Origin of the sequence: Paraburkholderia sejongensis (genome assembly GCF_020880815.1) — a bacterium.
Lineage (GTDB): Bacteria > Pseudomonadota > Gammaproteobacteria > Burkholderiales > Burkholderiaceae > Paraburkholderia > Paraburkholderia sejongensis.
Genome location: NZ_JAJITD010000024.1, coordinates 1 through 23,323, shown reverse-complemented (window position 1 = coordinate 23,323; position 23,323 = coordinate 1). Strand labels below are relative to the sequence as shown.

24 protein-coding genes are annotated in these 23,323 nt (G+C 63.8%); 12 read left to right on the top strand and 12 right to left on the bottom strand.

Annotated elements, in window-relative coordinates:
• The first annotated feature begins 5 nt into the window (after positions 1 to 5).
• From nuoN to LJ656_RS31420, 8 genes are all read left to right on the top strand, one after another.
• A complete protein-coding gene (nuoN, locus tag LJ656_RS31455) occupies positions 6 to 1,478 on the top strand; it encodes an NADH-quinone oxidoreductase subunit NuoN (protein WP_230513368.1) in 1,473 nt (490 codons plus the stop codon).
• Entirely contained in the window at positions 1,478 to 1,774 is a 297-nt protein-coding gene (locus tag LJ656_RS31450; protein ID WP_075296503.1) for a DUF2818 family protein, read from the top strand. Before nuoN ends, LJ656_RS31450 begins: the two co-directional genes overlap by 1 nt.
• Before the next feature lie 43 nt (positions 1,775 to 1,817).
• On the top strand, positions 1,818 to 2,408 hold the full coding sequence (locus LJ656_RS31445) for an NUDIX domain-containing protein (protein ID WP_230513367.1): 591 nt from the start codon (positions 1,818 to 1,820) through the stop codon (positions 2,406 to 2,408).
• 294 nt (positions 2,409 to 2,702) lie between these two features.
• Positions 2,703 to 3,128: a DUF1178 family protein gene (locus LJ656_RS31440; protein WP_230513366.1), complete on the top strand. Its 426-nt coding sequence runs from the start codon at positions 2,703 to 2,705 to the stop codon at positions 3,126 to 3,128.
• 47 nt (positions 3,129 to 3,175) lie between these two features.
• A complete protein-coding gene (locus LJ656_RS31435; protein ID WP_230513365.1) occupies positions 3,176 to 4,372 on the top strand; it encodes an acyl-CoA dehydrogenase family protein in 1,197 nt (398 codons plus the stop codon).
• 10 nt (positions 4,373 to 4,382) lie between these two features.
• Positions 4,383 to 5,513, top strand: coding sequence for an acyl-CoA dehydrogenase family protein (locus LJ656_RS31430; RefSeq protein WP_230513364.1), 1,131 nt, complete (start codon positions 4,383 to 4,385; stop codon positions 5,511 to 5,513).
• Between the two features lie 33 nt (positions 5,514 to 5,546).
• On the top strand, positions 5,547 to 6,005 hold the full coding sequence (locus LJ656_RS31425) for a MaoC family dehydratase (RefSeq protein ID WP_230513363.1): 459 nt from the start codon (positions 5,547 to 5,549) through the stop codon (positions 6,003 to 6,005).
• A complete protein-coding gene (locus LJ656_RS31420; RefSeq protein WP_230513362.1) occupies positions 6,002 to 6,478 on the top strand; it encodes a MaoC family dehydratase in 477 nt (158 codons plus the stop codon). Before LJ656_RS31425 ends, LJ656_RS31420 begins: the two co-directional genes overlap by 4 nt.
• Before the next feature lie 121 nt (positions 6,479 to 6,599).
• Here the strand turns inward: LJ656_RS31420 and LJ656_RS31415 are convergent, their stop codons facing one another.
• The 6 genes from LJ656_RS31415 to LJ656_RS31390 all read right to left on the bottom strand — a co-directional run bounded on the left by LJ656_RS31415 (position 6,600) and on the right by LJ656_RS31390 (position 12,925).
• Complete coding sequence (locus LJ656_RS31415) at positions 6,600 to 7,301, bottom strand: glutathione binding-like protein (protein ID WP_230513361.1); 702 nt, start codon at positions 7,299 to 7,301, stop codon at positions 6,600 to 6,602.
• A gap of 132 nt (positions 7,302 to 7,433) precedes the next feature.
• A complete protein-coding gene (locus tag LJ656_RS31410) occupies positions 7,434 to 8,693 on the bottom strand; it encodes an acyl-CoA dehydrogenase family protein (protein WP_230513360.1) in 1,260 nt (419 codons plus the stop codon).
• Between the two features lie 25 nt (positions 8,694 to 8,718).
• Complete coding sequence (locus tag LJ656_RS31405) at positions 8,719 to 9,825, bottom strand: phosphotransferase (RefSeq protein WP_230513359.1); 1,107 nt, start codon at positions 9,823 to 9,825, stop codon at positions 8,719 to 8,721.
• Positions 9,826 to 9,845: 20 nt separating this feature from the next.
• A complete protein-coding gene (locus tag LJ656_RS31400) occupies positions 9,846 to 10,562 on the bottom strand; it encodes a histidine phosphatase family protein (RefSeq protein ID WP_230513358.1) in 717 nt (238 codons plus the stop codon).
• Positions 10,563 to 10,583: 21 nt separating this feature from the next.
• Positions 10,584 to 11,372, bottom strand: a complete 789-nt coding sequence (locus tag LJ656_RS31395; RefSeq protein ID WP_230513357.1) for an oxepin-CoA hydrolase, alternative type — start codon at positions 11,370 to 11,372, stop codon at positions 10,584 to 10,586.
• Positions 11,369 to 12,925 (bottom strand): 3-hydroxyacyl-CoA dehydrogenase, encoded by a 1,557-nt coding sequence (locus LJ656_RS31390; RefSeq protein ID WP_230513356.1) that lies wholly within the window; start codon positions 12,923 to 12,925, stop codon positions 11,369 to 11,371. The genes LJ656_RS31395 and LJ656_RS31390 overlap by 4 nt, the downstream gene beginning before the upstream one ends.
• Before the next feature lie 125 nt (positions 12,926 to 13,050).
• On the opposite strand from LJ656_RS31390, the gene LJ656_RS31385 reads away from it, so the two are divergent.
• On the top strand, positions 13,051 to 13,701 hold the full coding sequence (locus tag LJ656_RS31385; protein WP_230513355.1) for a glutathione S-transferase family protein: 651 nt from the start codon (positions 13,051 to 13,053) through the stop codon (positions 13,699 to 13,701).
• A 109-nt stretch (positions 13,702 to 13,810) separates the two neighbouring features.
• Here the strand turns inward: LJ656_RS31385 and LJ656_RS31380 are convergent, their stop codons facing one another.
• Together LJ656_RS31380 and LJ656_RS31375 are read right to left on the bottom strand one after the other, a co-directional pair.
• Complete coding sequence (locus LJ656_RS31380) at positions 13,811 to 14,983, bottom strand: pyridoxal phosphate-dependent aminotransferase (RefSeq protein ID WP_230513354.1); 1,173 nt, start codon at positions 14,981 to 14,983, stop codon at positions 13,811 to 13,813.
• Positions 14,984 to 15,180: 197 nt separating this feature from the next.
• Positions 15,181 to 15,690 (bottom strand): putative toxin-antitoxin system toxin component, PIN family, encoded by a 510-nt coding sequence (locus tag LJ656_RS31375; protein WP_230513353.1) that lies wholly within the window; start codon positions 15,688 to 15,690, stop codon positions 15,181 to 15,183.
• Between the two features lie 62 nt (positions 15,691 to 15,752).
• Between LJ656_RS31375 and yaaA the strand changes: the two genes are divergently transcribed.
• Both yaaA and LJ656_RS31365 read left to right on the top strand, forming a co-directional pair.
• Positions 15,753 to 16,535: a peroxide stress protein YaaA gene (gene yaaA, locus LJ656_RS31370; RefSeq protein WP_230513352.1), complete on the top strand. Its 783-nt coding sequence runs from the start codon at positions 15,753 to 15,755 to the stop codon at positions 16,533 to 16,535.
• A gap of 65 nt (positions 16,536 to 16,600) precedes the next feature.
• Positions 16,601 to 17,767, top strand: a complete 1,167-nt coding sequence (locus LJ656_RS31365; RefSeq protein ID WP_230513351.1) for a M14 family metallopeptidase — start codon at positions 16,601 to 16,603, stop codon at positions 17,765 to 17,767.
• Positions 17,768 to 17,881: 114 nt separating this feature from the next.
• Here the strand turns inward: LJ656_RS31365 and LJ656_RS31360 are convergent, their stop codons facing one another.
• The 4 genes from LJ656_RS31360 to LJ656_RS31345 all read right to left on the bottom strand — a co-directional run bounded on the left by LJ656_RS31360 (position 17,882) and on the right by LJ656_RS31345 (position 21,776).
• Positions 17,882 to 18,505 carry a BspC domain-containing protein gene (locus LJ656_RS31360; RefSeq protein ID WP_230513350.1) on the bottom strand — a complete coding sequence of 208 codons (624 nt, stop codon included), beginning with the start codon at positions 18,503 to 18,505 and terminating at the stop codon, positions 17,882 to 17,884.
• A 174-nt stretch (positions 18,506 to 18,679) separates the two neighbouring features.
• Positions 18,680 to 19,354, bottom strand: a complete 675-nt coding sequence (locus LJ656_RS31355) for an energy-coupling factor ABC transporter permease (RefSeq protein ID WP_230513418.1) — start codon at positions 19,352 to 19,354, stop codon at positions 18,680 to 18,682.
• A 111-nt stretch (positions 19,355 to 19,465) separates the two neighbouring features.
• Positions 19,466 to 20,347 (bottom strand): response regulator transcription factor, encoded by an 882-nt coding sequence (locus tag LJ656_RS31350; RefSeq protein WP_230513349.1) that lies wholly within the window; start codon positions 20,345 to 20,347, stop codon positions 19,466 to 19,468.
• A 214-nt stretch (positions 20,348 to 20,561) separates the two neighbouring features.
• Complete coding sequence (locus LJ656_RS31345) at positions 20,562 to 21,776, bottom strand: DUF2863 family protein (RefSeq protein ID WP_230513348.1); 1,215 nt, start codon at positions 21,774 to 21,776, stop codon at positions 20,562 to 20,564.
• Positions 21,777 to 22,047: 271 nt separating this feature from the next.
• Here LJ656_RS31345 and LJ656_RS31340 point away from each other — a divergent pair, with 271 nt between their 5' ends.
• On the top strand, positions 22,048 to 23,163 hold the full coding sequence (locus LJ656_RS31340) for an AI-2E family transporter (RefSeq protein ID WP_230513347.1): 1,116 nt from the start codon (positions 22,048 to 22,050) through the stop codon (positions 23,161 to 23,163).
• Positions 23,164 to 23,323: the final 160 nt, after the last annotated feature.

Here is a 23,323-nt window from a genome sequence, read left to right as displayed (position 1 = left end):
AAACCATGCAAAACGCCCCTATGACTGCTCTGTTGCCCGACGCACTGGTGATGTTCGCCGTTGTGATCGCGTGGCTCAACGACACCTTCGTCGGCCAGGCCGGTCGTCGTACTACGTATTTCATCGCGTTCTTCTCGACGCTCGTCGCCGGGATCTGGTTCGCGATGAACGCGTTCGACCCGCAAGTGCATTACTTCTTCGACCACATGTACGTGGTCGATCCGTTCGCCAACGTGATGAAGGCGGTGGTGTCGCTCGGCTACGCGGTGTCGATCGTGTATTCGCGCCGCTACCTGGAGGACCGTGGCCTGTTCCGCGGCGACTTCTTCCTGCTCGGCATGTTCTCGCTGCTCGGCCAGATCGTGATGATCTCGGGCAACAACTTCCTGACGCTGTACCTCGGTCTGGAACTGATGTCGCTGTCACTGTACGCGGTGATCGCGCTGCGCCGCGAAGTGCCGTCGTCGAACGAAGCGGCGATGAAGTACTACGTGCTCGGCGCGCTGGCTTCGGGTTTCCTGCTGTACGGCATCTCGATGCTGTACGGCGCGACCGGCTCGCTCGACCTGAACGAAGTGTTCAAGGCGATCAGCACGAGCCACTACGATCCGACCGTGCTGCTGTTCGGCGTGATCTTCATCGTGGCCGGCGTGGCGTTCAAGATGGGCGCGGTGCCGTTCCATATGTGGGTGCCTGATGTGTACCAGGGTGCACCGACGGCAATGACGCTGATCGTCGGCGGAGGTCCGAAGGTCGCGGCGTTCGCATGGGGTCTGCGCTTCCTCGTGATGGGTCTGCTGCCGCTCGCGGTCGAATGGCAACAGATGCTGGTGATTCTGGCGGCGCTGTCGCTGATCGTCGGCAATATCACCGGTATCGTGCAGCGCAACGTCAAGCGGATGCTCGCGTACTCGGCGATTTCGAACATGGGCTTCGTGCTGCTCGGCCTGCTCGCCGGCGTGGTCGACCAGAAGACCACCGGTGCTGCGAGCGCGTACGGTTCGGCGATGTTCTACAGCATCGTCTACCTGATCACGACGCTCGGCACGTTCGGCGTCATCATGCTGCTCGCACGGCGCGATTTCGAAGCCGACACGCTGGAGGACTTCAAAGGTCTCAATCAGCGCAGCCCGGTGTTCGCGTTCGTGATGATGATCATGATGTTCTCGCTCGCGGGCATTCCGCCGGCAGTCGGGTTCTACGCGAAGCTCGCGGTGCTGCAGGCAACGATGAACGCCGGTCTGACCTGGCTCACCGTGCTGGCCGTGATCACGTCGCTGTTTGGTGCGTTCTACTATCTGCGTATCGTCAAGCTGATGTACTTCGACGAACCGCAGGACAAGTCGCAGATCACCGCCGACACGGGCACGCGCGCGTTGCTCGCATTCAACGGTGTGGCAGTACTGGTGCTCGGTATCGTGCCGGATCCGCTGCTGCGCGCCTGTCTGACGGCGATCCAGCACACGCTGCTGCTCTGATGTCCGCTGCGGGCTGGTTTATCGTGCTGTTGGCGCTGGTCGGCGCCAACGTACCGTTCCTGAATCAGCGCCTGTTCGCCGCCGTGCCGTTGAAGGCGGCGAAAAAAAGCGCGTGGCTCCGGATCGCCGAACTGATCGTGCTGTATTTCGTCGTCGGCGCGCTGGGCTTTCTGCTCGAAGCACGCGCTGGCAACCGCTTCGAGCAGGGCTGGCAGTTCTACGCGATCACGTTTGCCTTGTTCGTTGTGTTCGCTTTCCCAGGCTTTACCTTCCAATATCTCGTCAAACGCCGCTGACGGCGTCCCGCCGTCGCGTGCCACGCTGTTCAGAGGTCCGCATATGGCTGAGCTTCCCAATCACGACGCCGCGCTAACCGAGACTTGCATCGACAGCAAGACGGTCCACCAAGGGCCGTTCATGACGGTCAAGTTCGATACGGTTCGCTTGCCGGACGGCAAGCAGGCGACCCGCGAATACGTTCAGCATCCGGGTGCCGTGATGGTCATTCCGCTGTTCGACGACGGTCGTGTGCTGCTCGAGAGCCAGTATCGCTATCCGATGGGCAAGGTGATGGTCGAGTATCCGGCCGGCAAGCTCGATCCGGACGAAGGGGCGCTCGCCTGCGCGGTGCGCGAATTGCGCGAGGAAACTGGCTATACCGCGCGCGAGTACGTGTACCTGACGCGTATCCACCCGATCATTTCGTATTCGACTGAATTCATCGACATCTATCTTGCGCGCGGCTTGACCGCGGGCGAGCGCAAGCTCGACGAGGGCGAGTTTCTCGAACTCTTCACGGCTAGCGTGGAAGAGGTGTCCGAGTGGGTTCGTACCGGCAAGATCACCGACGTAAAGACGATCATCGGCACGTTCTGGCTCGAGAAGGTGCTCGCGGGGACGTGGCCGACCGCGGCGCCGGAGATCGCATAGTTGCGTCGCGGGTCGAGAACCCGATAGCCGATCGTCACAGTTGTACAACAAGCCCCTGCCGGTGGATGACCGGCAGGGGCTTTGTCATCGTGGAAAGCAAACGGATGCGACCGCGGGTCCGCTCGCGGACTCTCTCGCGCCTTCGGCAGTCGCTTGCACAAAGCGTTAAAATCGCGCACCCACGCCATCTTTTCTTTGCTCCAACTGGCGCTGGCGCGTCGATCATAAATTTTACGAACGATCGTTCACAAATTTTCATTTTGCGCTAAACTGGCACGCAAGCCCTGATTCCACATGAAGGTCCTCGATTTACAGTGTCCGCATGACCATCGGTTCGAAGGCTGGTTCGCTTCGACTGATGACTTCGAATCGCAGCAGTCCCGCAAGCTCGTCCAATGTCCGATCTGCGGTGCGAGCGAAGTGAGCCGGTTGCCGTCGGCGCCGCGCCTGAATCTGTCGGGTGTGGCCGAGCCGAAGGCGCCGGCCGGCGTGCGGGAAATGCAGGCGCAGATGATGCGCGCGCTGCGCGAGGTACTGGAAAAGACCGAGAACGTGGGCGACCGCTTCGCCGAGGAAGCGCGGCGCATTCACTACAACGAAGCGCCCGCGCGCAATATTCGCGGTGTCACGACACCGGAAGATGCGCGCGCCTTGGTCGAGGAAGGCATCGAAGTGATGCCGCTGCCGGTCCCGGCTGCCCTGAAGGAACCGCTGCAATAACGTAGTGGGTCCGGGCGCCGGTTGGTGGCGGCCAGGAGACACTACGTATGAATCTGGAGTATTCCCCCGCCGAAGACGCGTTCCGCGCCGACATCCGCGCCTGGCTCGAAGCGAATCTGCCTCGCGAGCTGAGCGACAAGGTTCTCAATCACAAACGTCTTTCCCGCGAAGATTTCGCCAGCTGGCACAAGCTGCTCGGCACGCGAGGCTGGTCCGCGGTCGCGTGGCCGCGCGAGTATGGCGGCCCGGGCTGGGATGCGACGCAGCGGCATATCTGGGAAGAGGAGTGCGCGCGTATCGGCGCGCCGTCCGTGCTGCCGTTCGGTGTGTCGATGGTCGCGCCGGTGTTGATGAAATACGGCAGCGATGCGCAAAAGCGTCACTACCTGCCGCGTATTCTCGACGGCACCGACTGGTGGTGTCAGGGCTATTCGGAGCCGGGTTCGGGTTCCGACCTCGCGTCGCTGCGCACGCGCGCCGAGCGCGTCGGCGATCATTACGTGGTCAACGGCCAGAAGACCTGGACGACGCTCGGCCAGTATGCCGACATGATGTTCTGTCTCGTTCGCACCGACAGCGGCGCCAAAAAGCAGGAGGGCATCTCGTTCCTGCTGATCGACATGAAAACCCCCGGCATCACCGTGCGGCCCATCATCACGCTCGACGAAGACCATGAGGTCAACGAAGTGTTTTTCGAGGACGTGAAGGTACCGGTCGAGAATCTGGTCGGCGAGGAAAATCGCGGCTGGACTTACGCGAAGTACCTGCTCGGGCACGAACGCACGGGGATCGCGCGCGTCGGCGCGTCGAAGCGCGAACTGGCGTTCCTGAAGCGCCTTGCGTTGAATCAGAAAAAGAACGGCAAGCCGTTGCTGCACGATCCGGTGTTCGCCGCGAAGGTCGCGAATCTCGAAATCGAGCTGATGGCGCTCGAAGTCACCGTGCAGCGCGTGGTCGCCAACGAGGCGGGCGGGCGCGGACCTGGGCCGGAAGCATCGATGCTCAAGATCAAAGGTACCGAGGTGCAGCAAGGGCTGACCGAACTGATGTTCGAAGCAGTCGGACCGCTGGCCGCGCCGTTCGACGTCCCGTTCCTCGAAGGTGAGCACGAGCACAGCCGCGCCGGCGACGACGATGCCGCGCCGCTGGCCGCGTACTACTTCAACTTCCGCAAGACGTCGATTTACGGCGGCTCGAACGAAATTCAAAAGAACATCATCGCGCAGATGATTCTCGGACTTTGAGGAGCGGCGCATGGACTTCACTTTCAACGACGAACAACAGCAGTTTGCCGACGCGCTGCGCCGCTATCTCGAGAAGAATTACGGCTTCGACGCACGTCAGGCGATCGTGCGCTCGGAAGCGGGCGTGTCGGCTACGCACTGGGCCGCGTTCACCGAACTGGGTCTGACCGCGTTGCCGGTGCCGGAGGCGCACGGCGGTTTCAACGGCGGCCCGATCGACATGCTGGTAGTGATGCAGGAACTCGGTCGCGCGCTCGTCGTCGAGCCGTACTGGGCGACCGCGGTCGGTATCGAAGCGATCCGGGTTGCCGGCACCGGCGATGGCGCAGATGGCGCGTTGCTCGAACGCGCGGCGCAGGGCGAGTGCAGGCTCGCGGTCGCGTTTCACGAGCCGCACGCGCGCTACGATCTGTTCGACGTGGCGACCAGCGCGAGCGGCTCGCAGGACGGCGAGGCGACGCTGAGCGGGACCAAGTCGGTCGTGCTGCATGGCGCGCAGGCGGACTATTGGATCGTGCCGGCGCGCGTGGACGGCGAGATTGCGCTGTATGTCGTCGCGCGCGACGCCGCGGGCGTCAAGGTGACCGAGTACCGGACGATCGACGGTCAGCGCGCCGCCACGCTCGAGTTCAGCGGCACCCCGGCACGCCGGCTGGGTGGCCGGCACGCGGGCGCGGCGGCGCTCGAACAGATCGCCGACTACGGCACGCTGTTGCTGTGCGCCGAGGCGATCGGCGCGCTCGACGCGCTGAACCTCGCAACCGTCGACTACACGAAGACGCGCCAGCAATTCGGCCAGCCCATTGCGCGTTTCCAGGCGTTGCAGCATCGGATGGTCGAAATGCTGATCCACGCGGAACAGGCACGTTCGGTCACGTATCTGGCCGCAATGCGCTACGCGAGCGAGAACCCCGACGAGCGTCGTCGGGCGATTTCCGCGGCGAAAGTGCGGGTCGGGCAGGCCGCGCGTTTCGTCGGTCAGCAGGCTGTGCAGTTGCACGGCGGCATGGGCGTCACGAACGAGGTCGCGGCCGCGCATCTGTTCAAGCGCCTCGCGATCATCGAAACCACGCTCGGCGATGTCGATCATCATCTCGCGCGCTTCGCGTCGCTGCCCGGCTTCGCTAGCATCGAAGGCTGAGTGGAGCGCACAACCGCATAAAGGAGCTGGACGATGGGAATCAGTTTCGAGGACCTGGAGGTCGGTGCGAGCCGCGAAGTCGGTAAGCACACGTTCACGCGCGACGAGATCGTCGAGTTCGCGCAGAAGTTCGACCCGCAGCCGTTTCACCTGGACGAAGCGGCGGCGGCCGAATCGCCGTTCCGCGGTCTGGTGGCGAGCGGCTGGCACACCTGTTCGGTGATGATGGGGATGCTGGTGCGCAACCTGTTCGCCGGCTCGACGTCGATGGGCTCGCCCGGTATCGACGAAATCCGTTGGCTCAAGCCGGTGCGCGTCGGCGACACGATCACGATGATGACCGTCACGCTCGACAAGCGCGTGTCGGAGAGCAAGCCCGATCGCGGGATCGTGTCGACGCGTTGGGAGGGCATTAATCAGCATGGCGAACTGGTGATCACCGTGCTCACGAAAGGCATGTTCGGGCTGCGCAAGCCGGGAGCCGCGGTATGACGGCGAGCGCGGCGCAGGCCGCGAGGTTCGGCGATGCAGACGCTCTGCGCGCATTGATCGGCGCGGGGCCGCTCAGCAGCGAATGGGTGACGGTCGACCAGGACCAGGTCAACCGGTTCGCCGACGCCACCGGCGACCATCAATGGATTCACATCGACGCGGAGCGGGCGCGGCGTGAGTCGCCATTCGGCGGTCCGGTCGCGCATGGTTTCCTGACGCTGTCGTTGATTCCGGCGTTGCTCGGCAAAACGGTGACGCTCCAGCAGCGCATGGGCGTCAACTACGGGCTCAATCGCGTGCGCTTCATGTCGCCGGTTCTGGTCGGCTCGCTGCTGCGCGCGAAATTCGCGGTCGAATCCGTGACCGATGTGGACAACGGCGGCGTACAGGTCGTATGGAACGTGACCGTCGAGCGGCAGGGCGGCGAGCGGCCGGTGTGCGTGGCGGAGTTTGTTACGCGGCACTATTTCTAGCGCGCCGATTGCGCTGATTGCAGCGGACGCGCGGCCAACAAAAAGCGCGAGCGGGCAAATGCCGCTCGCGCTTTGTTTTGAAACGTCTCGCTCTCGCCCATACCAGCGCGAGTGCGGGGAATCAGTGTTTCGCGTACTGTGTCGCGCCGAACAGCATCTCTTTCGCTTTGTCGTCCATGAGCGGTACGCGCGCTGACGCGAGTACATCGACGCCGCGCACCACGGCCGGCCGCGCGGCGATTTCTTCATGCCAGCGCTTCACGTTCGGCAGCGCATCGAGCTCGATCCCCTGGTTCTGCCACGAACGGGTCCACGGAAACGCGGCAATGTCCGCGATCGTGTAGTCGTCGCCGGCGAGATAGCGCGTCTTGCCGAGTTGCGTATCCATCACGCCATATAGGCGCCGCGCTTCGTTCGTATAGCGGTTGACCGCGTATTCGATCTGCTCGGGCGCATAGACGCGGAAGTGATGTGTTTGTCCGAGCATCGGACCGAGGCCGCCCATCTGGAACATCAGCCACTGCAATACCGCATAGCGGGCGGCCGGATCGGCCGGCAGGAACTTGCCGGTTTTTTCGGCGAGATAAATCAGGATGGCACCCGATTCGAACAACGCGAACGGCCGGCCGTCGGCGCCTTTCGGCCCGTCCGGGTCGACGATCGCGGGGATCTTGTTGTTCGGACTGATGGCGAGAAATTCGGGCTTGAACTGGTCGCCGGCGCCGATATTCACGCCGTGCGCGGTGTAGGACAGGCCCGTTTCCTCGAGCATGATGTGAACCTTGTGGCCGTTCGGGGTCGCCCAGCTATAGACGTCGATCATCCTGGCTCCTTTCGTGAAAGCGGCGCCGCAAGGAGGGCGCCGCTGTTGTCGAAAATTAGAGCATAGATCGCGCGATGCTGCTGAGCGCGGCAGAGGGGCGCAGCGCGCAGAACGCGCGCGCTGAAACCCCAATCAAACGCGTGTGACCGGCATGTCCACCCGAGCCGCGGCGCCCGCATCCATGTAACGCGCGAGTTCGAGCTTCGCGATCGCATTGCGATGCACTTCATCCGGACCGTCGGCGAAACGCAGCGAGCGTGCCGACGCGTACGCATAGGCGAGCGGGAAGTCGTCGCTGACGCCGCCACCGCCGTGCGCCTGAATCGCCCAGTCGATCACCTGGCAGGCCATATTCGGCGCGACCACCTTGATCATCGCGATCTCGCCGCGCGCGCCCTTATTGCCGACGGTGTCCATCATGTACGCGGTCTTCAGCGTCAGCAGCCGCGCCTGCTCGATCATGCAGCGCGCTTGCGCGAGACGCTCCTGCGTGACGCCATGCGATGCGACCGGTTTGCCGAACGCGACGCGTTGCAACGAGCGCTTCGCCATCAGTTCGAGCGCGCGCTCGGCGAGCCCGATCAGCCGCATGCAATGGTGAATGCGGCCAGGCCCGAGACGGCCCTGCGCGATCTCGAAGCCGCGGCCTTCGCCGAGCAGCATGTTGCCGGCCGGCACGCGCACGTTCTCGAGCGTGATTTCCATATGGCCGTGCGGCGCGTCGTCGTAGCCGAACACCGTGAGCGGACGATGCACGGTGATGCCGGCCGCGTCGGCGGGCACGAGGATCATCGACTGCTGTTGATGGCGCGGCGCCTGGGGATCGGTTTTGCCCATCACGATATAGACCTTGCAGCGCGGATCGCCGGCGCCCGACGACCACCACTTGTGGCCGTTGATCACGTAATGATCGCCATCGCGCACGATGCGCGTCTGGATATTGGTCGCATCCGAGGACGCCACCTCCGGCTCCGTCATCAGGAATGCAGAGCGAATCTGCCCTTGCAGCAGCGGTTCGAGCCATTCGCGCTTGTTCTCTTCGCTGCCGTAACGTTCGATCGTCTCCATGTTGCCGGTGTCGGGCGCGTTGCAGTTGAACACCTCCGGCGCCCAGGGCACGCGGCCCATGATCTCGCACAGCGGCGCGTATTCGAGGTTCGTCAGGCCGGCGCCGCGTTCCGATTGCGGCAGGAACAGATTCCACAGGCCGGCGTCGCGTGCTTTCTGTTTGAGTTGCTCGACCAGTTCGGTCGGCAGCCACGCATTGCCGTTCTGGCGGTTGCGCGCGATTTCGGCATAGAACGCCTGCTCGTTCGGATAGATGTGCGCGTCGAAGAAGGCGAGCAGTTTTTCGCGCAACGCCTGAACCTTCGGGGTGTAATCGAAATTCATCTGGGTCCTCGCGGATAACGGGTGTTTAGCGAACTTTCTGCGCGTAGCGCCAGGCCAGTTCGGCCATCGGCTTCGCGCGCCGGCCGGCGTCGAGTGCCTGCGCGCTCGACGCGGTGCCGTCGACGACGCGCTTCATGATCCCCTGCAAAATCGCGGCGATGCGGAACATGTTGTACGCCAGGTAGAAATTCCAGTCGCCGTGAATCTCGAAGCCGGTGCGCTTGCAATAGCGCTCGACATACTGCGCTTCATCAGGAATACCAAGCGCTGCCCAGTCGAGCCCGGCGATGCCGCGAAACTGCGCCGGGTCGACGTGCCATGCCATGCAGTGATACGCGAAATCGGCGCGCGGATCGCCGAGCGTGGACAGTTCCCAGTCGAGCACCGCGAGCACCCGCGGTTCGTCGCGCGCGAAGATCAGATTGTCGAGCCGGTAGTCGCCGTGCACGATCGAGGCCCGCTCGCCGGTTTCCGCCGGCATATGCTGCGGCAACCAGTCGATCAAGCGGTGCATCGCGTCGATCGGTTCGGTCTCGGACGCCAGATACTGCTTGCTCCAGCGGCCGATCTGGCGCGCGAAGTAATTGCCCGGCTTGCCGTAGTCGGCGAGGGCGGCCGCTTGCACGTCGACGCTGTGCAGAGCCGCGATCACGCGATTCATCTCGTCGTAGATCGCCGCGCGTTCGTGCGGGCTCATGCCGGGCAGCGACTGATCCCACAGTACGCGGCCCTCGACGAATTCCATCACGTAGAACGCGCGGCCGATCACGCTTTCGTCGTCGCACAGCGCGAGCATCCGCGCGACCGGCACGTCCGTGGCTGCGAGCGCGTCCATCACGCGGTATTCGCGCTCGATCGCATGCGCGGACGGCAGCAGCTTCGCGGCGGGGCCGGGCTTCGCGCGCATCACGTAGGAGCGCGACGGCGTGATCAGCTTGAAAGTGGGATTCGATTGTCCGCCCGCGAATTGCTCGAGCGTGAGCGGCCCGGCGAAACCGTCGACGTGCCGGGTCAGCCATGCGGCGAGTGCGTCGAGGTCGAAGCGTTGCCGTTCGTTGACCGGGCGGGTGCCCTCGAACGCCGAATAGTCTTGTTGACGGCTCGGTTCGCCGGTCTGCGTGGCCTGCGCCATGTGTCTCCTCCAGTTTGGTGTCAACTACGCTGGTATCGAATAAATTGTGCGTAGAGCATTTCCATCGTGGTGTTGCGAACGTCGCGATGCAGCGGCGACGGCGGTGAATGGTTGAGCATGCGCAGCACCCAGTCGCGCGGCGCGGCGCCGACGTCGAGCGCATTGATGCAGCCGGTCGCTTGCGACAGGTGGCCGAAGAACGTGCGGCCGCCCGCCGTCAGCGCGTGCGACAGGATCGCGCGGTTCACCCCTCCGTGCAGCACCAGCAGCACGGTGTCCCACGAGGTGTCCTCGCGCAGCGCCGCGACCGCCGGCAATACGCGATCGAACAGCTCGCCGATCGTCTCACCGTCGAGAAAGCGGGTGCTTTCCGGCACGATGCCGTCGAACACGCCGAGGAACGCCGCCTCGATATCGCTCGGTGGAATGCTGCCGAGCCGGCCGCCGCGAATTTCCTGCCACGCGGGTTCGATCTCGAGCTCGATCTGCTGGCCGGTTTCGGCGAGCACGCGGCGCGCGGTCTCGACCGTGCGCGGCAAGCCGCTGACGATCACGCGATCGAAGCGCACCTGCTGCTCGGCGAACACACGGCCCGCGGCGCTGGCCTGGTCGCGGCCGTTCGCGTTCAGCGGCACGGTTTCCGGATCGATCGCGCGGCCGGAGTCGTCGAAGTAGGTGACGTCGCCGTGACGCATCAGGAAGATGCGACGACGTTTCGGCAGTTGGTAGTCGGGCATGTCGGGCGGCTCGCTCCTCGTTTATTTGTAGATCGGCGCGCGTTTTTCGAGGAACGCGCTGATGCCTTCGAGACCGTCGCGGTGATGCAGCGACGCGACGAAGTTATCGCGTTCCGCGACCAGATGATCGGCGAGCGGCTGCGTGCCGGCCGCGGCGATCAGGCCTTTGATGCGGGCTACCGAATTGGGCGAAATCGCGCCGAGTTCGTCGGCCCACGCGAGCGCGCCGTCGAGCGCGGCGCCGGCTTTCGCGAGCCGGTTGACCACGCCGAGTTCGTGCAGACGCGCGGCGCCGATCGGTTTGCCTTCGATCAGCACTTCGGTGGCCAGCTGCCGCGGCAGCGCCTGAGCAAGGAACCACGAGCCGCCGCCGTCGGGCGTCAAACCGACACGCGCGTACGACATCGCGAACTTCGCGGTATCGGCGGCGACGATCAGATCGCAGGCGAGCGCGAGCGAGAAACCGGCGCCGGCCGCCGCGCCTTCGACCGCGGCGATCACCGGCTTCGACGACAGCCGCAGCGCCGAGATCCACTCGCCGAGCATGTCGATGCTGTCCGCTTGCACGGACGGTTCTTTCGCGCGGTTTTCGAGCAGCCGGTTCAGATTGCCGCCCGCACAGAAGAAGTTGTCGGCGCCGGTGATCACGACCGCGCGGATCGACGGATCGCGCTCGACGGTGTCGAACGCCTCGATACCCGCCGCGTACATGTCCGGATGCAGCGCGTTGCGCGCGCCGGGGTTCGAGAGTGTCAGCACCAGCGTGGATTCGCTGCCGACGGGCCGCGAGGCGAGTAGTTCGGCGCTCATTGCTGGATCTCCGCTTGCGTGTCCGCCGCGTCGCGCTGCGTCAGCGACAAACCGAGTTGCGCGCGCCGCGCGAGCCACGGCGACGGCCGATAGCGCGGCTCGCCGAGCACGCTGCACATGTTGCGCAGGATGGTCAGGATCGTGCCGGCGCCGAGCGCATCGCCGAGCGCGAGCGGCCCGCGCGGGTAGCCGAGGCCGAGCGTGACCGCGAGGTCGATGTCGTCCGGCGTGGCGATCTGCTTTTGCGCGATATCGCAGCCGATGTTGACGATGGTCGCGACCACGCGTTGCGCGACGAAGCCGGTCGAGTCGCGGATCACGGTGACCGGAACGCCGTCGGCGGCGAACAGCGCATGCGCTTGATCGCGCGCGGCGCGGGTGGTGGCGGGGGTGGTCATCAGCGTGCGGCGCTGCGCGCCGACGAGCGGGAACAGCGCATCGACGGCGACCACGCGGCTCGCATCGAGGGCTTCGTCGATTGAGGCGGTGGTCGCATCGTGGCCGAACGGCGTGACGACGATCAACGAATCAACTGCGGGCGTTGCACCGTCGTCGAGTTTTACGCCGGCTTTGCCGACCAGTTGCACGACCGCGTCATACGCCTGCGGATAGCGCCTGCTGACCCACACGCTGCCCGGCAAAGCGCGCGGCGCCGGCGCTTCGGCGGGCACCTGCTGTTTGCCGTCCACATAGCGATAAAAACCTTCGCCGCTCTTGCGGCCGAGCAGGCCGCCCATCAGCCGCGTGCCGGTGATCGGCGACGGCGTGTAGCGCGGCTCTTCGTAGAACTGATGATAGATCGACTCCATCACCGGATGCGACACGTCGAGCGCGGTCAGGTCCAGCAGCTCGAACGGCCCGAGCCGGAAGCCGGCCTGCTCGCGCATGATGCGGTCGATGTCCGCGAAGCTCGCGACGCCTTCGCCCGCGATCCGCAGGCCCTCGGTATTCATCCCGCGGCCCGCGTGATTGACGATGAAGCCCGGCATGTCCTTCGCCCGCACCGGCGTGTGACCCATGCGGCGCGCGAGATCCATCAGCGCGTCGCCGGCCGCGGGGTCGCTGCGCAGCCCGTCGATCACTTCGACGACCTTCATCAGCGGTACGGGATTGAAGAAGTGATAACCGACTACTCGCGACGGATCGGTGCAGCCCGCGGCAATGGCGGTAATCGACAGCGACGACGTGTTCGACGCGAGGATGCAGCGACCGCTGACAACGGTTTCGAGTTCGCGAAAGAGGGCCTGCTTGACGTCGAGCCGCTCGACGATCGCTTCGATGATCAGGTCGCAGCCGACCAGCTCGCTGACGTTCTGCACGCCGCTGACATTCGCGAGCGCGGCAAGCGAGCGCGACTGCTCGAGCTTGCCTTTGGCGGTCAATTTGGCGAAAGTCTCCGCGAGGTAGTCGCGCGCGGCGCCGACGGCACTCGGGTTGGTGTCGTACAGCCGCACACGCAGGCCCGCGAGCGCCGCGATCTGCGCGATGCCGCGGCCCATTGCGCCGGTGCCGACAATGCCGATGGTCTCGATGCTGAAATTGCGAGAGTTCATTGTGATGCTCGACTCCATGGTTTTTTTAGAATAGCACGATCGTGCAATTTACTGGATGATTTGCTCGAATGCCGCCGCGTCGAGTTCGACGCGCGGTGTCGAACAACGTGAAAAGGAGACACCGGATGATCAAGCTGTGCGGTTTCGCGCTCTCGAACTACTACAGCAAGGTCAAGCTCGTGCTGCTCGAGCATGACATCCCGTTCGAAGAAGTGCTGGTGATGCCGAGTCAGGAGCCGGCACTGCTCGAGCATTCGCCGCTCGGCAAGGTGCCTTATCTGCAGACCGAGCACGGCGATCTGTGCGAGTCGCAATGTATCGTCGAATATCTGGCCGCGCGCTTTCCCGACAAGCGGATTTTCTCGGCCGATCCGTGGCTCGCCGCAAAAGAGCGCGAAATGATTTTCTTCGTCGATGTGCATCTCGAACTGACCGCGCGCAATCTGTACAACGAAGCATTTTTCGGCGGCACCGTCAGCGACGCGACCAGGAGGCGAGTGGAGAGGCTGTTGACGCATCACATCGCCGGCTTCAAGCGGATCGCGAAGTTTGCGCCGTATTTGTGCGGCGAGCAGTTCGGCGTGGCGGACGCGGCGGGTTTCGTGAGCCTGCCGCTGGTTGGAATGGCGACGCGGACCATTTACGGTCGCGATTTTCTGCTCGAGGCGGGGATCGACTGGAAGAGCTATGTGAAGACGGTCAATGCGCGGCCGGCCGCGCAGCGCGTGACCGACGAGCGCAAGGCCTATATCGCGGCGTCGGCACGGGCGTCGTGATGTGCTAATGCGGGCCCGGTGCCGCGCGCCCCGGCAGGCGGCGCGCACCGATGCCGCAACGCGCGATGGCAAGGAACGGTGTTTCGTTCGTGACATCGCGCGGGGCCTCTTAGAGTCGCCCGAGTCGTTCGAGCGCGGTGGCCAGCGTGCTTTCCTGTTTCGCGAAACAGAAGCGCACCACGCCGGATTCGTGCGCCTCGTGATAGAACGCCGAGACCGGAATCGCCGCGACGCCGATCTCGCCGGTCAGCCACCGCGCGAACTCGGCTTCGGGCAGATCGCTGATCGCCGAATAGTCGACGCACTGGAAATACGTGCCGGTGCACGGCAGCAGTTTGAAGCGCGAATCGGCGAGACCGGCGCGGAAGAAATCGCGCTTCTTCTGATAGAACGCCGGCAGCTCCAGATAGGGCGCCGGGTCTTTCATATAGTCGGCCAGACCGATCTGCATCGGCGTATTGACGGTGAAGACGTTGAACTGATGGACCTTGCGGAACTCGGCGGTGAGCGCGGCCGGCGCGGCGACGTAGCCGACCTTCCAGCCCGTCACGTGATAGGTCTTGCCGAAGCTCGACACCACGAAGCTGCGCTGCGCGAGCTCCGGATAGCGCGCGACGCTTTCATGCGGCGCGCCGTCGTAGACCATGTGCTCGTACACCTCGTCGGACAGGATCAGCACGTTGGTGCCGCGCACGATCTCTTCGAGCTTGCGCATGTCTTGCGCGCGCCAGACCGTGCCGGTCGGATTGTGCGGCGTGTTGATCATGATCAGCCGCGTTTTCGGCGTGATCGCGGCGGCGAGGCGGTCGAACGGAATCGCGTAATCGGGCGCCTCCAGCGTGACGAATACGGGCTTGCCGCCGGCCAGTTCGATCGACGGCAGATAGCTGTCGTAAGTCGGTTCGATCACGATCACTTCGTCGCCCGGATGCACGGCGCACAGAATCGCGGTCAGCAGCGCCTGGGTCGCGCCGGCGGTCACGGTGATTTCGCTATTGGCGTCGTAACGGCGTCCGTACAGATTCGCGATCTTGTCCGAGATCGCCTGGCGCAGCGGCAGCACGCCGGCCATCGGCGGATACTGGTTGTGGCCGTCGCGCATCGCGTGCGCGACCGCGTCGACGATCTTCGGATCGCACGCAAAGTCGGGAAAGCCCTGGCCGAGGTTGACCGCGCCTTTTTCCGCGGCGAGCGCGCTCATCACGGTGAAAATCGTCGTGCCGACGTTCGGCAGGCGCGATGGAAACGAGGGGCTCGTGGGCGTGTCGTGCGGTGCGTTCATGGCGTGGTTGTTAGCAGGGCGATGGGTTGACCGGTTTGTCGAAAGCGAAGCTCGTTCGTGGCGGAGCGCGAAGCCTGATTGTAGGGAATCGCGATGCACTGTGCGCGCCGCGGGTTTTACGCCGGGTGGCGCGGCGGCCGGTGCGGAATCGGCCGGCCTTGGCGAGCGGATTCACAGCGGCATACCGCGGGCCGCATTCATGACACCGTGACGGGCTCGCTGCCGGCGTTCTGCGCGAGGCTCGCAGCGGCGACGAACGGCGCCGGCTGCGCGATCTGAAAGCCGAAATCGCGCGCGATCCGCTTCGCGAGCTTCAGTACCGCGCGATCTTTCGACACCAGCCAGTCGGCTTGCGCCATATGCGCGAGTTCGAGAAATTTCTGGTCGTCGCGATCCTTGCATTGGGGCAGCGGCCGCGCGTTTCCGGTGTCCGCGGCGGGGGCGGGCGTTTCGACCATCTGCGCGAGCCGCGCGACGATCGCGAGCGCGGCGGCCTTGTCGACGTTGCGATGCGCGAATTGCGGATAGTCGAGCACGTAGGTCAGTTCGGCGAGGCAGCGCGCGTCGATCAGCGCGGTCAGCGCGCCGCTTTCGAGCGCGCTCGCGATCGGCCGCGTATGCGGGTCGTCGAATACGAGAATATCGATCCACACATTGGAATCGAGCACGACGCGCAACGCGCCGCTTGAGACGTGGGAACCGGGCATTCGTTACAATCGGGCTTTCAGTCTTTGACCACCAGGCACGGCGTGCCTGCATGCAAGCCTCTATGATAATCGTTCTGTCGCCGGCCAAATCGCTCGACTACGAAACCCCGCCGCACGTCAAAAAACACACCATCCCCGATTTCGTCGATGACGCCGCCGAACTGATCGGCGATCTGCGCCGTCTGTCGCCGCGACAGATTGCATCGCTGATGGGCATTTCCGATCAGCTCGCCCACCTCAATTTCCAGCGCTACGCGGACTGGTCGCCGCAATTCGGCACGCACAACGCCAAGCAGGCGGTGCTCGCGTTCAACGGCGACGTGTACGAGGGCTTCGACGCGAAGACGTTGTCGTCGGCCGATCTCGACTATGCGCAGAACCATGTGCGCGTGCTGTCGGGTCTGTATGGTCTGCTGCGTCCGCTCGATCTGCTGCAACCGTACCGGCTCGAAATGGGGACGCGTTTCGCCAATCCGCGCGGCAAGGATCTGTACGCGTTCTGGGGCGAGCGCATTACCCAGGCGTTGAACGCGCAGCTGCAGAAGAATACGCGGGGCTCGCGCGTGCTCGTCAATTGCGCGTCGGGCGAGTACTTCAAGTCGGTCAAGCCGAAGCTGCTCGACGCGCCGGTCGTCACACCGGTGTTCGAGGACTGGAAGGGCGGCCGCTACAAGATCATCAGCTTCCATGCCAAGCGCGCGCGTGGTCTGATGGCGCGCTTCGCGGTGGCAAACCGGCTCGATCGTCCCGAGCAACTGAAGGACTTCGATACGGAGGGCTACGCATTCAGCGCCGAGGCCTCGAACGATTCCACTTACGTATTTCGTCGTCGCATCGCCGAATAAGCGTGCCGCCACGCTCTCGAGCGGCGAGCGGGCAGCCGCTGGCAACCCGGACAGGGAAGGATTTCATGACCATATCGATTACGAGTAATTTCGATGCCGGCGCGATCGACGTGCTGTCCTGCGAGGACGCCGGCAATATCCGCTTGCGGGTGCGGCCCGACAGCCATGCCGAGTTCGCGCAGTGGTTCTATTTCCGGCTGGCCGGCGCGGCCGGCGAGCGTTGCGTGATGAGCTTCGAGAATGCGGCGGCCTGCGCGTTTGCCGAAGGCTGGCGCGACTATCGGGCGGTCGCGAGTTACGACCGCGTGAACTGGTTTCGCGTGCCGACCTCGTACGACGGCAACGTGCTGACGATCGACCATACGCCGGAGTTCGACAGCATCTACTACGCGTATTTCGAGCCCTACAGCGAAGAGCGTCACGCGCAGTTTCTCGGCGCGGTGCAGCAGATGCCGCATGCGTCGTTGAGCGAACTCGGCAAGACGGTCGAAGGACGGCCGGTTTCGCTGTTGACGCTGGCCACGCCGCTCGCGGACGACGCTGCCAACGCGGCGCCGAAAAAGAAGATCTGGCTGATCGCGCGCCAGCACCCCGGCGAGACGATGGCCGAATGGTTTATCGAAGGGCTGGTGAAGCGGCTCGTCGGCTGGGGCGATTGGGCGGGCGATCCGGTCGCGCGCAAGCTCTACGATCACGCGGTGTTCTACATCGTGCCGAACATGAATCCGGACGGCAGCGTGCACGGCAATCTGCGCACCAATGCGGCCGGCGCCAATCTGAATCGTGAATGGATGGAGCCGGACGCCGCGCGCAGTCCCGAGGTGCTGGTGGTGCGCGACGCGATCCACGCGACCGGCTGCGACCTGTTCTTCGATATCCACGGCGACGAGGCGTTGCCTTATGTGTTCGTCGCGGGTTCGGAAATGCTGCCGGGCTTTACCGAGCAGCAGGGCCGCGAGCAGAAGGCGTTCATCGAGGCGTTCAAGCAGGCGAGCCCCGATTTTCAGGACAAGTACGGCTACGCGGCGAGCAAGTATCGCGAAGACGCGTTGAAGCTCGCGTCGAAGTACATCGGCAACGAATTCGGCTGTCTGTCGCTGACGCTGGAAATGCCGTTCAAGGACAACGCGAACCTGCCCGACGAGCGGGTAGGCTGGAACGGCGAGCGCAGTGCGTCGCTGGGCGCCGCGATGCTGCAGGCCATTTTGCGACACGTGGAGACGTTTGCCTGATCGGGCGGGATTGATGCACAAAAAAGAACGAGGCACACACAGGAAACTGTGGTGCTTCGTTTTCATTGGGCTGAGTGACTGGCCAATCGTGCGGAGCCGGGCGGCGCCCGGACGTCAATGACTCTTCTTCGCCGCGCTGCTGCCGGACTTGCTCGACGACTTGCCGGAGCTCGCCTTCGACGATTTGGTCGTCGACTTCTTCGCGGATTTGCCGCTCACCGCATGTTTGCCCTTGCTGCCCTTGTGCTTGCTCGAGGCGCTGCGCGATTCGCTATGCGCGCGGTTCGGCGGCACCGGGTCGTTCCAGCTGAAGGCGAGCATCTGTGAGCCGACGTAGCCGCAGCGAAATTTCAGATCGGCCGGTTCTCCCGAGTTGTTCTGACGCACGCCGACGCCCTCCACGGTAACGATGCTATCCACCTTGACGCGCTGCTTGCCTTCGTCGAACGAATCGTTCCACGGCGTGACCGACGAGTGCGCGCTGTCGAACGAACTGGGCGGAAACTCGACGTGGTCGAACGCGGTCGATGTGCTCGCGACGAAATTGCCGTGCGCGGCGCAGTCCGCGACGAGCGGATCCGCGTGCATTCCGTTAATGAATCTGTTGACGAGGTCGTTGTGCTGCTCGAGCTGATCGGCGAATGCGGGAGCAGTGCAAAGCAGCGAGAGGCTCGCTGCGCAGGCTGCCAACCGGCCGACCATCCGCAGCAGTCGGCGCGGTACGTTGGTGCGATCCATCTAGTTCTTTAGATGCGAATGGGAGAGAAGGAGGCAATTAAGATGCCTCGCGCAGGGGTTGAGTTCAATCTTGCCGCAATTTTTTTGTCCTGTCCTGGGGGCGGCCTTGTGAGCGCCGCACGGACACGCGGTGATTATCACATTACGCGTCGGGTCGCACCGAAGTCTGACATTTCAGGTGCGCGGGCCGCCCAGGCGATAGCGCCGCACGTCGTATGTGGTGACCCACGCGGGACGGTAGACGGCGATCAGCGCCGTTGCCATGCCGGTGAACCATGCTTCGCCGGTGGCGAGCAGCAGCACGCTGAGCGCGTAGCCGGCCGGCACCACGGTCATGGAGCCGTCGGATAGCGCGATATGGATGCCGAGCGCCGCTGCGGCGGTCAGCGTGACGGCGATGGCCGGTGACACGAAGCCTTGGCCGAATATAAACATGAACAGATTACGCGGCAGCCACGCGATGCAGATGCGCTGGAGCAGCGTAGAGATGCCGACTGGCAACGCGCCGTACACGAGGAACGTGATCGCGATGCCTTGCCACGGCGCGTCGAACACGACGGCCGCAAGGCCGGTGACGATCGCCATGGCGAGCAGCGCAAGTCCCCAGTCGAACAGCGTGACGACAAGGGTAGCGCCGAGCAGATGCATCACGGTGCCGTCGTCGAGCCAGGCGTTGCTCGCCCACAGCACCGATACCGCGACGATGATCGCGAGCCAGACATGCTGAAGCGTGCTGTCCTGAAGTCTTTTGAAAGGGTTTTTCCACAGCGCGAGCGCGACCACCATCGCAGTGACAATCCAGCCACCGACAGCGGCCCAGAACGGAAGCGGTGTGTAGAGGAAACCCATGAGTCTCATATTACTCGTTGGACGACAAAAGGTGTGAGCGGATTCCATGCCAGGCGCCGCTCACACTGCGCGGATCAGCGCCTGGAACCTAGACGCTGATGACGGCTGACGTCAGGTGGAACCGGGCGGCACCGACTTCCGTTTGCGGGTTGGCGCAGGTGCGTCGCCATAGGGCGTAGGCGGCTCGGCGGCCATCGGCAGCGTGGTGCTGGTGTCGCTGGCGGGCAACGGATATTCGAACTGCATGCGTTTGGGATGCCGCAGCGGAACGGGGCCCGGCTCTCCGCGTCTGACCGGCCGCGCGCTGTCGTCACTGCTGTTGCGCAGCACCTGCAGATGGTTCGTCAGCCAGCCGTTGTAGAGCGCGACCGCGGCGGCGCGATTGGGCGCGCCGAGTTGCTGGAAGATGCTCGTCAGGTGGATCTTGACCGTGCCTTCGGCAATTCCGAGCGTGCGCGCGATCATCTTGTTGGTGCTGCCCATGTGCACGCAGCGCATGATCTGCTCCTGGCGCGGCGACAGCACGCTCGTGAGCTTGTTGCGACGCGGCGGGAGATTGTAGACATCGAATGGACGGATCGCGGTATCGGGTGGTAACGGAGGATCGAGCGCCAATGCGCCGGGCGGCACATAGTGTCCCCCGAGCACGACCATTTCGAGCGCGCGCACGATCAGACAGGGATCGGTATCGCGCGGGACGACGCCGAGCACGCCTTCGTCCATCAACGAGCGGACGAGTTCGGGCAGGGTTCCGTCGGTCAGCACGCTGACTCGCAAACCGGGGTGGTAGCTGAGCAGCTTGCGGACATCGGCCACCGTCATCCAGTCCTCCCAGTCGATCACTACGAGGTCGGGCCAGTAACGCTTGAAGGGGCGGACGAGTTGGCGCCAATCGTCGGCTTCAGAAAAGCGCGCCACTCTGTCGATTTGGCGTAGCAAGGCCTTGAGTCCATCACGTCGTTCTGCGTTTGAATTGAGAATCGAGAAGCGCATGCGTGTCTCCCAGTGGGGTCGGCGAAATTGCGCGACGCACCGGGGTGACCGTGAACACTGATTCATCCACGGCGATGCGTCACCGTCCCTATGATGACAAATTCCTTTCGATTTGACGGCTGGCCAAAAGGCATAGGATGCGTGGTTTTAACAATAAAAAAGCCCCGCATCGGCGGGGCTCTTTTGCGATAAGGCGAGATGCGGGAGGCGCAACTCAATGGAAATGCGGTTGTGCGGGCTCGGCGTCTTCCGGCATCTCCGCGTGGACGATTTCACCGAGCGGATCGGCGTACAGCGGCACGCCGCAGTCGTCGCAGTATTCCGGCTCGAAGCGGCCCGCGTGGCGCCGGACTTCAGTGATTCCGGTCTCCTTGAGCAGTGCCACGATCTCCTCGAGCGGGTCGTCCGAACCGGTGACTTCCTGCGGCTCTTCATCGATACCGGGCTCGCCGTTTTCACGGCCGTAGAGCGGCCAAACGACGCCGTAAATCACGTCGTTGCTGCCGCGGCGCGTGAAGCCGACACGGTACTCGTCGATGCGCCGTTCGCCGAAGCCTGCGACTACCGCGCGCAGGTCCTGCGGAGCGGCGCCAATTGTGTCGAACAGATAACGCACGGCGGTACGCACCGTGTGAGGGCGCACACTTTCGTCGGCATCGCGACAAGCGGAATAGTACGCGTCTGGTAGCAAGCATTCGAATTCGCAGCCCGGCAGCACCACCGACAGATTCGCGCCGCCTTGCGTGGCCCACTGCTCGAGGCACTGGCCGCGCTCTATCCGGCTGCCGTGCTCTTCCTCTTGCCAGCGGAAGGTCGCGGCGCCGATGGGCGCGGCAACCACCGCCAGCAGGAAGCGCGGATCGGCCAGAATCGGCGAGGTCTCCGGCAGTTCGCCGAAATTGAGTTTCGCGTTGCCGCCAGCGACCGCCGCCTGCGCCAGTTGCTGAGTGATCCGCCACGTTTCGACATGATGTCGAGGCAACTGGTCGATGCTGTAGAGAAACGGCGCCATCGCAACGCGGGTGTTGGCGGCGAGCACGTGCGCGTGCAAATGGGCGCGCAACGCGTCTGCGGCATCGGCCTTGAGCGGACCGGACGGAATCACGTAGCGGGTCCAGGCAAGCACCGGCGCGGCGATCAGCAGTGCCTCGTAAGCTACGCCTTCGTGTTCGATCAAGAACGATTCGCTATGCGTTTCCGCCATGTCGGCAAGCGCGCCATAGGCATCGGGATGATTTTGCTGAAGATGGTCGAGCGCGGCGTCCAGCGTGGTCTGGTTGGCGTTGCGCACGATTTTGTCCAGCAGCGCATCGAGCTTCGCTTCCCAGAAGCGATCTTCGGTGCGGCTGCCCGACGCGAAAAGCGCGAGCGAGAGACCGACGAGCTTGTCGGCGTCGGGAGGGAGTCGTTTAGCGATTCGCGAGCGCATAAATCCGGAAAAATTGGGGGCACGGAACCTTATATTCTAGTCTTTTCCGGGACGCTATACGGTTTGATCGACAATCTCGGCCCGCTGGCCGCGCTTTCATCTCAGAAATCGATGTGCCGCTCGCCCAATGTCTCACGACGCACAGCGCCCTGGCCGGATGGTATAAGACATCCCCGGACGCCCGACTCGCTTCTATACTGGCGGCGTCCAACGGCGCCTGACAGGCGTATGTCAATTGATTGCCACCGTCTGGCGCAATAGGAGATTCATCGTGAAATCGGACCAACTGATTGAACGGCTTGCGGCGGTATTCGCGCTGATTGTGCTCGTGGGTGGTTCGTTACTGGTGCTGGCGCCGTTTACGACCGCGCTGCTGTGGGGCGCCATCCTCAGTTACAGCTCCTGGGGGCTGTACCGGCGGCTGACCACCGCGGTCGGCGGGCGCCGCAAGCTGGCCGCGACCTTGATCGTGCTGATCATTCTGGTCGTCGTGCTGGGGCCGTTCGTCTATGCGGGTTTTGCATTCGGCACGCATGTTCATGACATCGTGGCGCTAGTGCAGAGACTCTTCGAATCGGGATTGCCCGATCTGCCGTCGTGGGTGCAACGGATTCCGCTGGTCGGATCGAGTATCGAGGCGTTCTGGGAGCGTGTGACCAGCAGCAATTCGGAACTGATTGCGCAATTGCGCACGCTGGCGGCGCCCGCCGGGAAGTGGATTCTGGCTGCCGCGCTTGCAGTCACGCATGGGCTAGGTCTGCTCGCGTTGAGTATCGTGCTGGCGTTTTTCTTTTATAGCGGCGGCGAGGGCGCGGCGACCTGGCTCAACGCGGGCATGCGGCGTATCGCGGGAGAGCGCGCCGATTACCTGCTCGCGCTCGCGGGTAGCACGGTCAAGGGCGTCGTATACGGAATTCTTGGTACCGCGCTGGTTCAGGCGGTTCTGGCCGGGTTCGGCTGCTGGATTGCGGGCGTGCCGGCACCTGCGTTGCTCGGGCTGGCAACGTTTTTTCTGTCCGTGGTGCCAGGTGGCCCTGTCATCGTCTGGTTGCCTGCGGCCATCTGGCTGTACCAGGGTGGCGAGACGGGATGGGCAGTCTTTCTGGTCATCTGGGGTGTGCTGGTCGTCAGCATGGCTGACAACGTTATCAAGCCGATCCTGATCGGCAAAAATAGCGATATGCCGCTGATCCTGGTGATGTTGGGCATTCTTGGCGGCGCGCTGGCCTTTGGCTTTCTTGGCGTATTCATCGGTCCGACTCTGCTGGCGGTCGCTTATACCGTGCTGCACGACTGGACTATCGGTGCGTCGGCTACTCAAAAACTGCCACCGCAGGCGAAAGAACCGGCTGCGGACGATGCGGGTCGGGTCCGGAAGGCACCCTGAGGAAAACCCCGTGGCGGCACTTGCAACTTTGAGTGTGAGCGACTAGAATCTCGCTCTTTCGTGCTCCGGACGCCGGGGCACGGGGAAGCGGGAGAGCCTTAAGTGGTGCGGGCTTCAGCGACGTGGGCAGGTCAGGAAGTTGATAAAAACCTGTTGACGA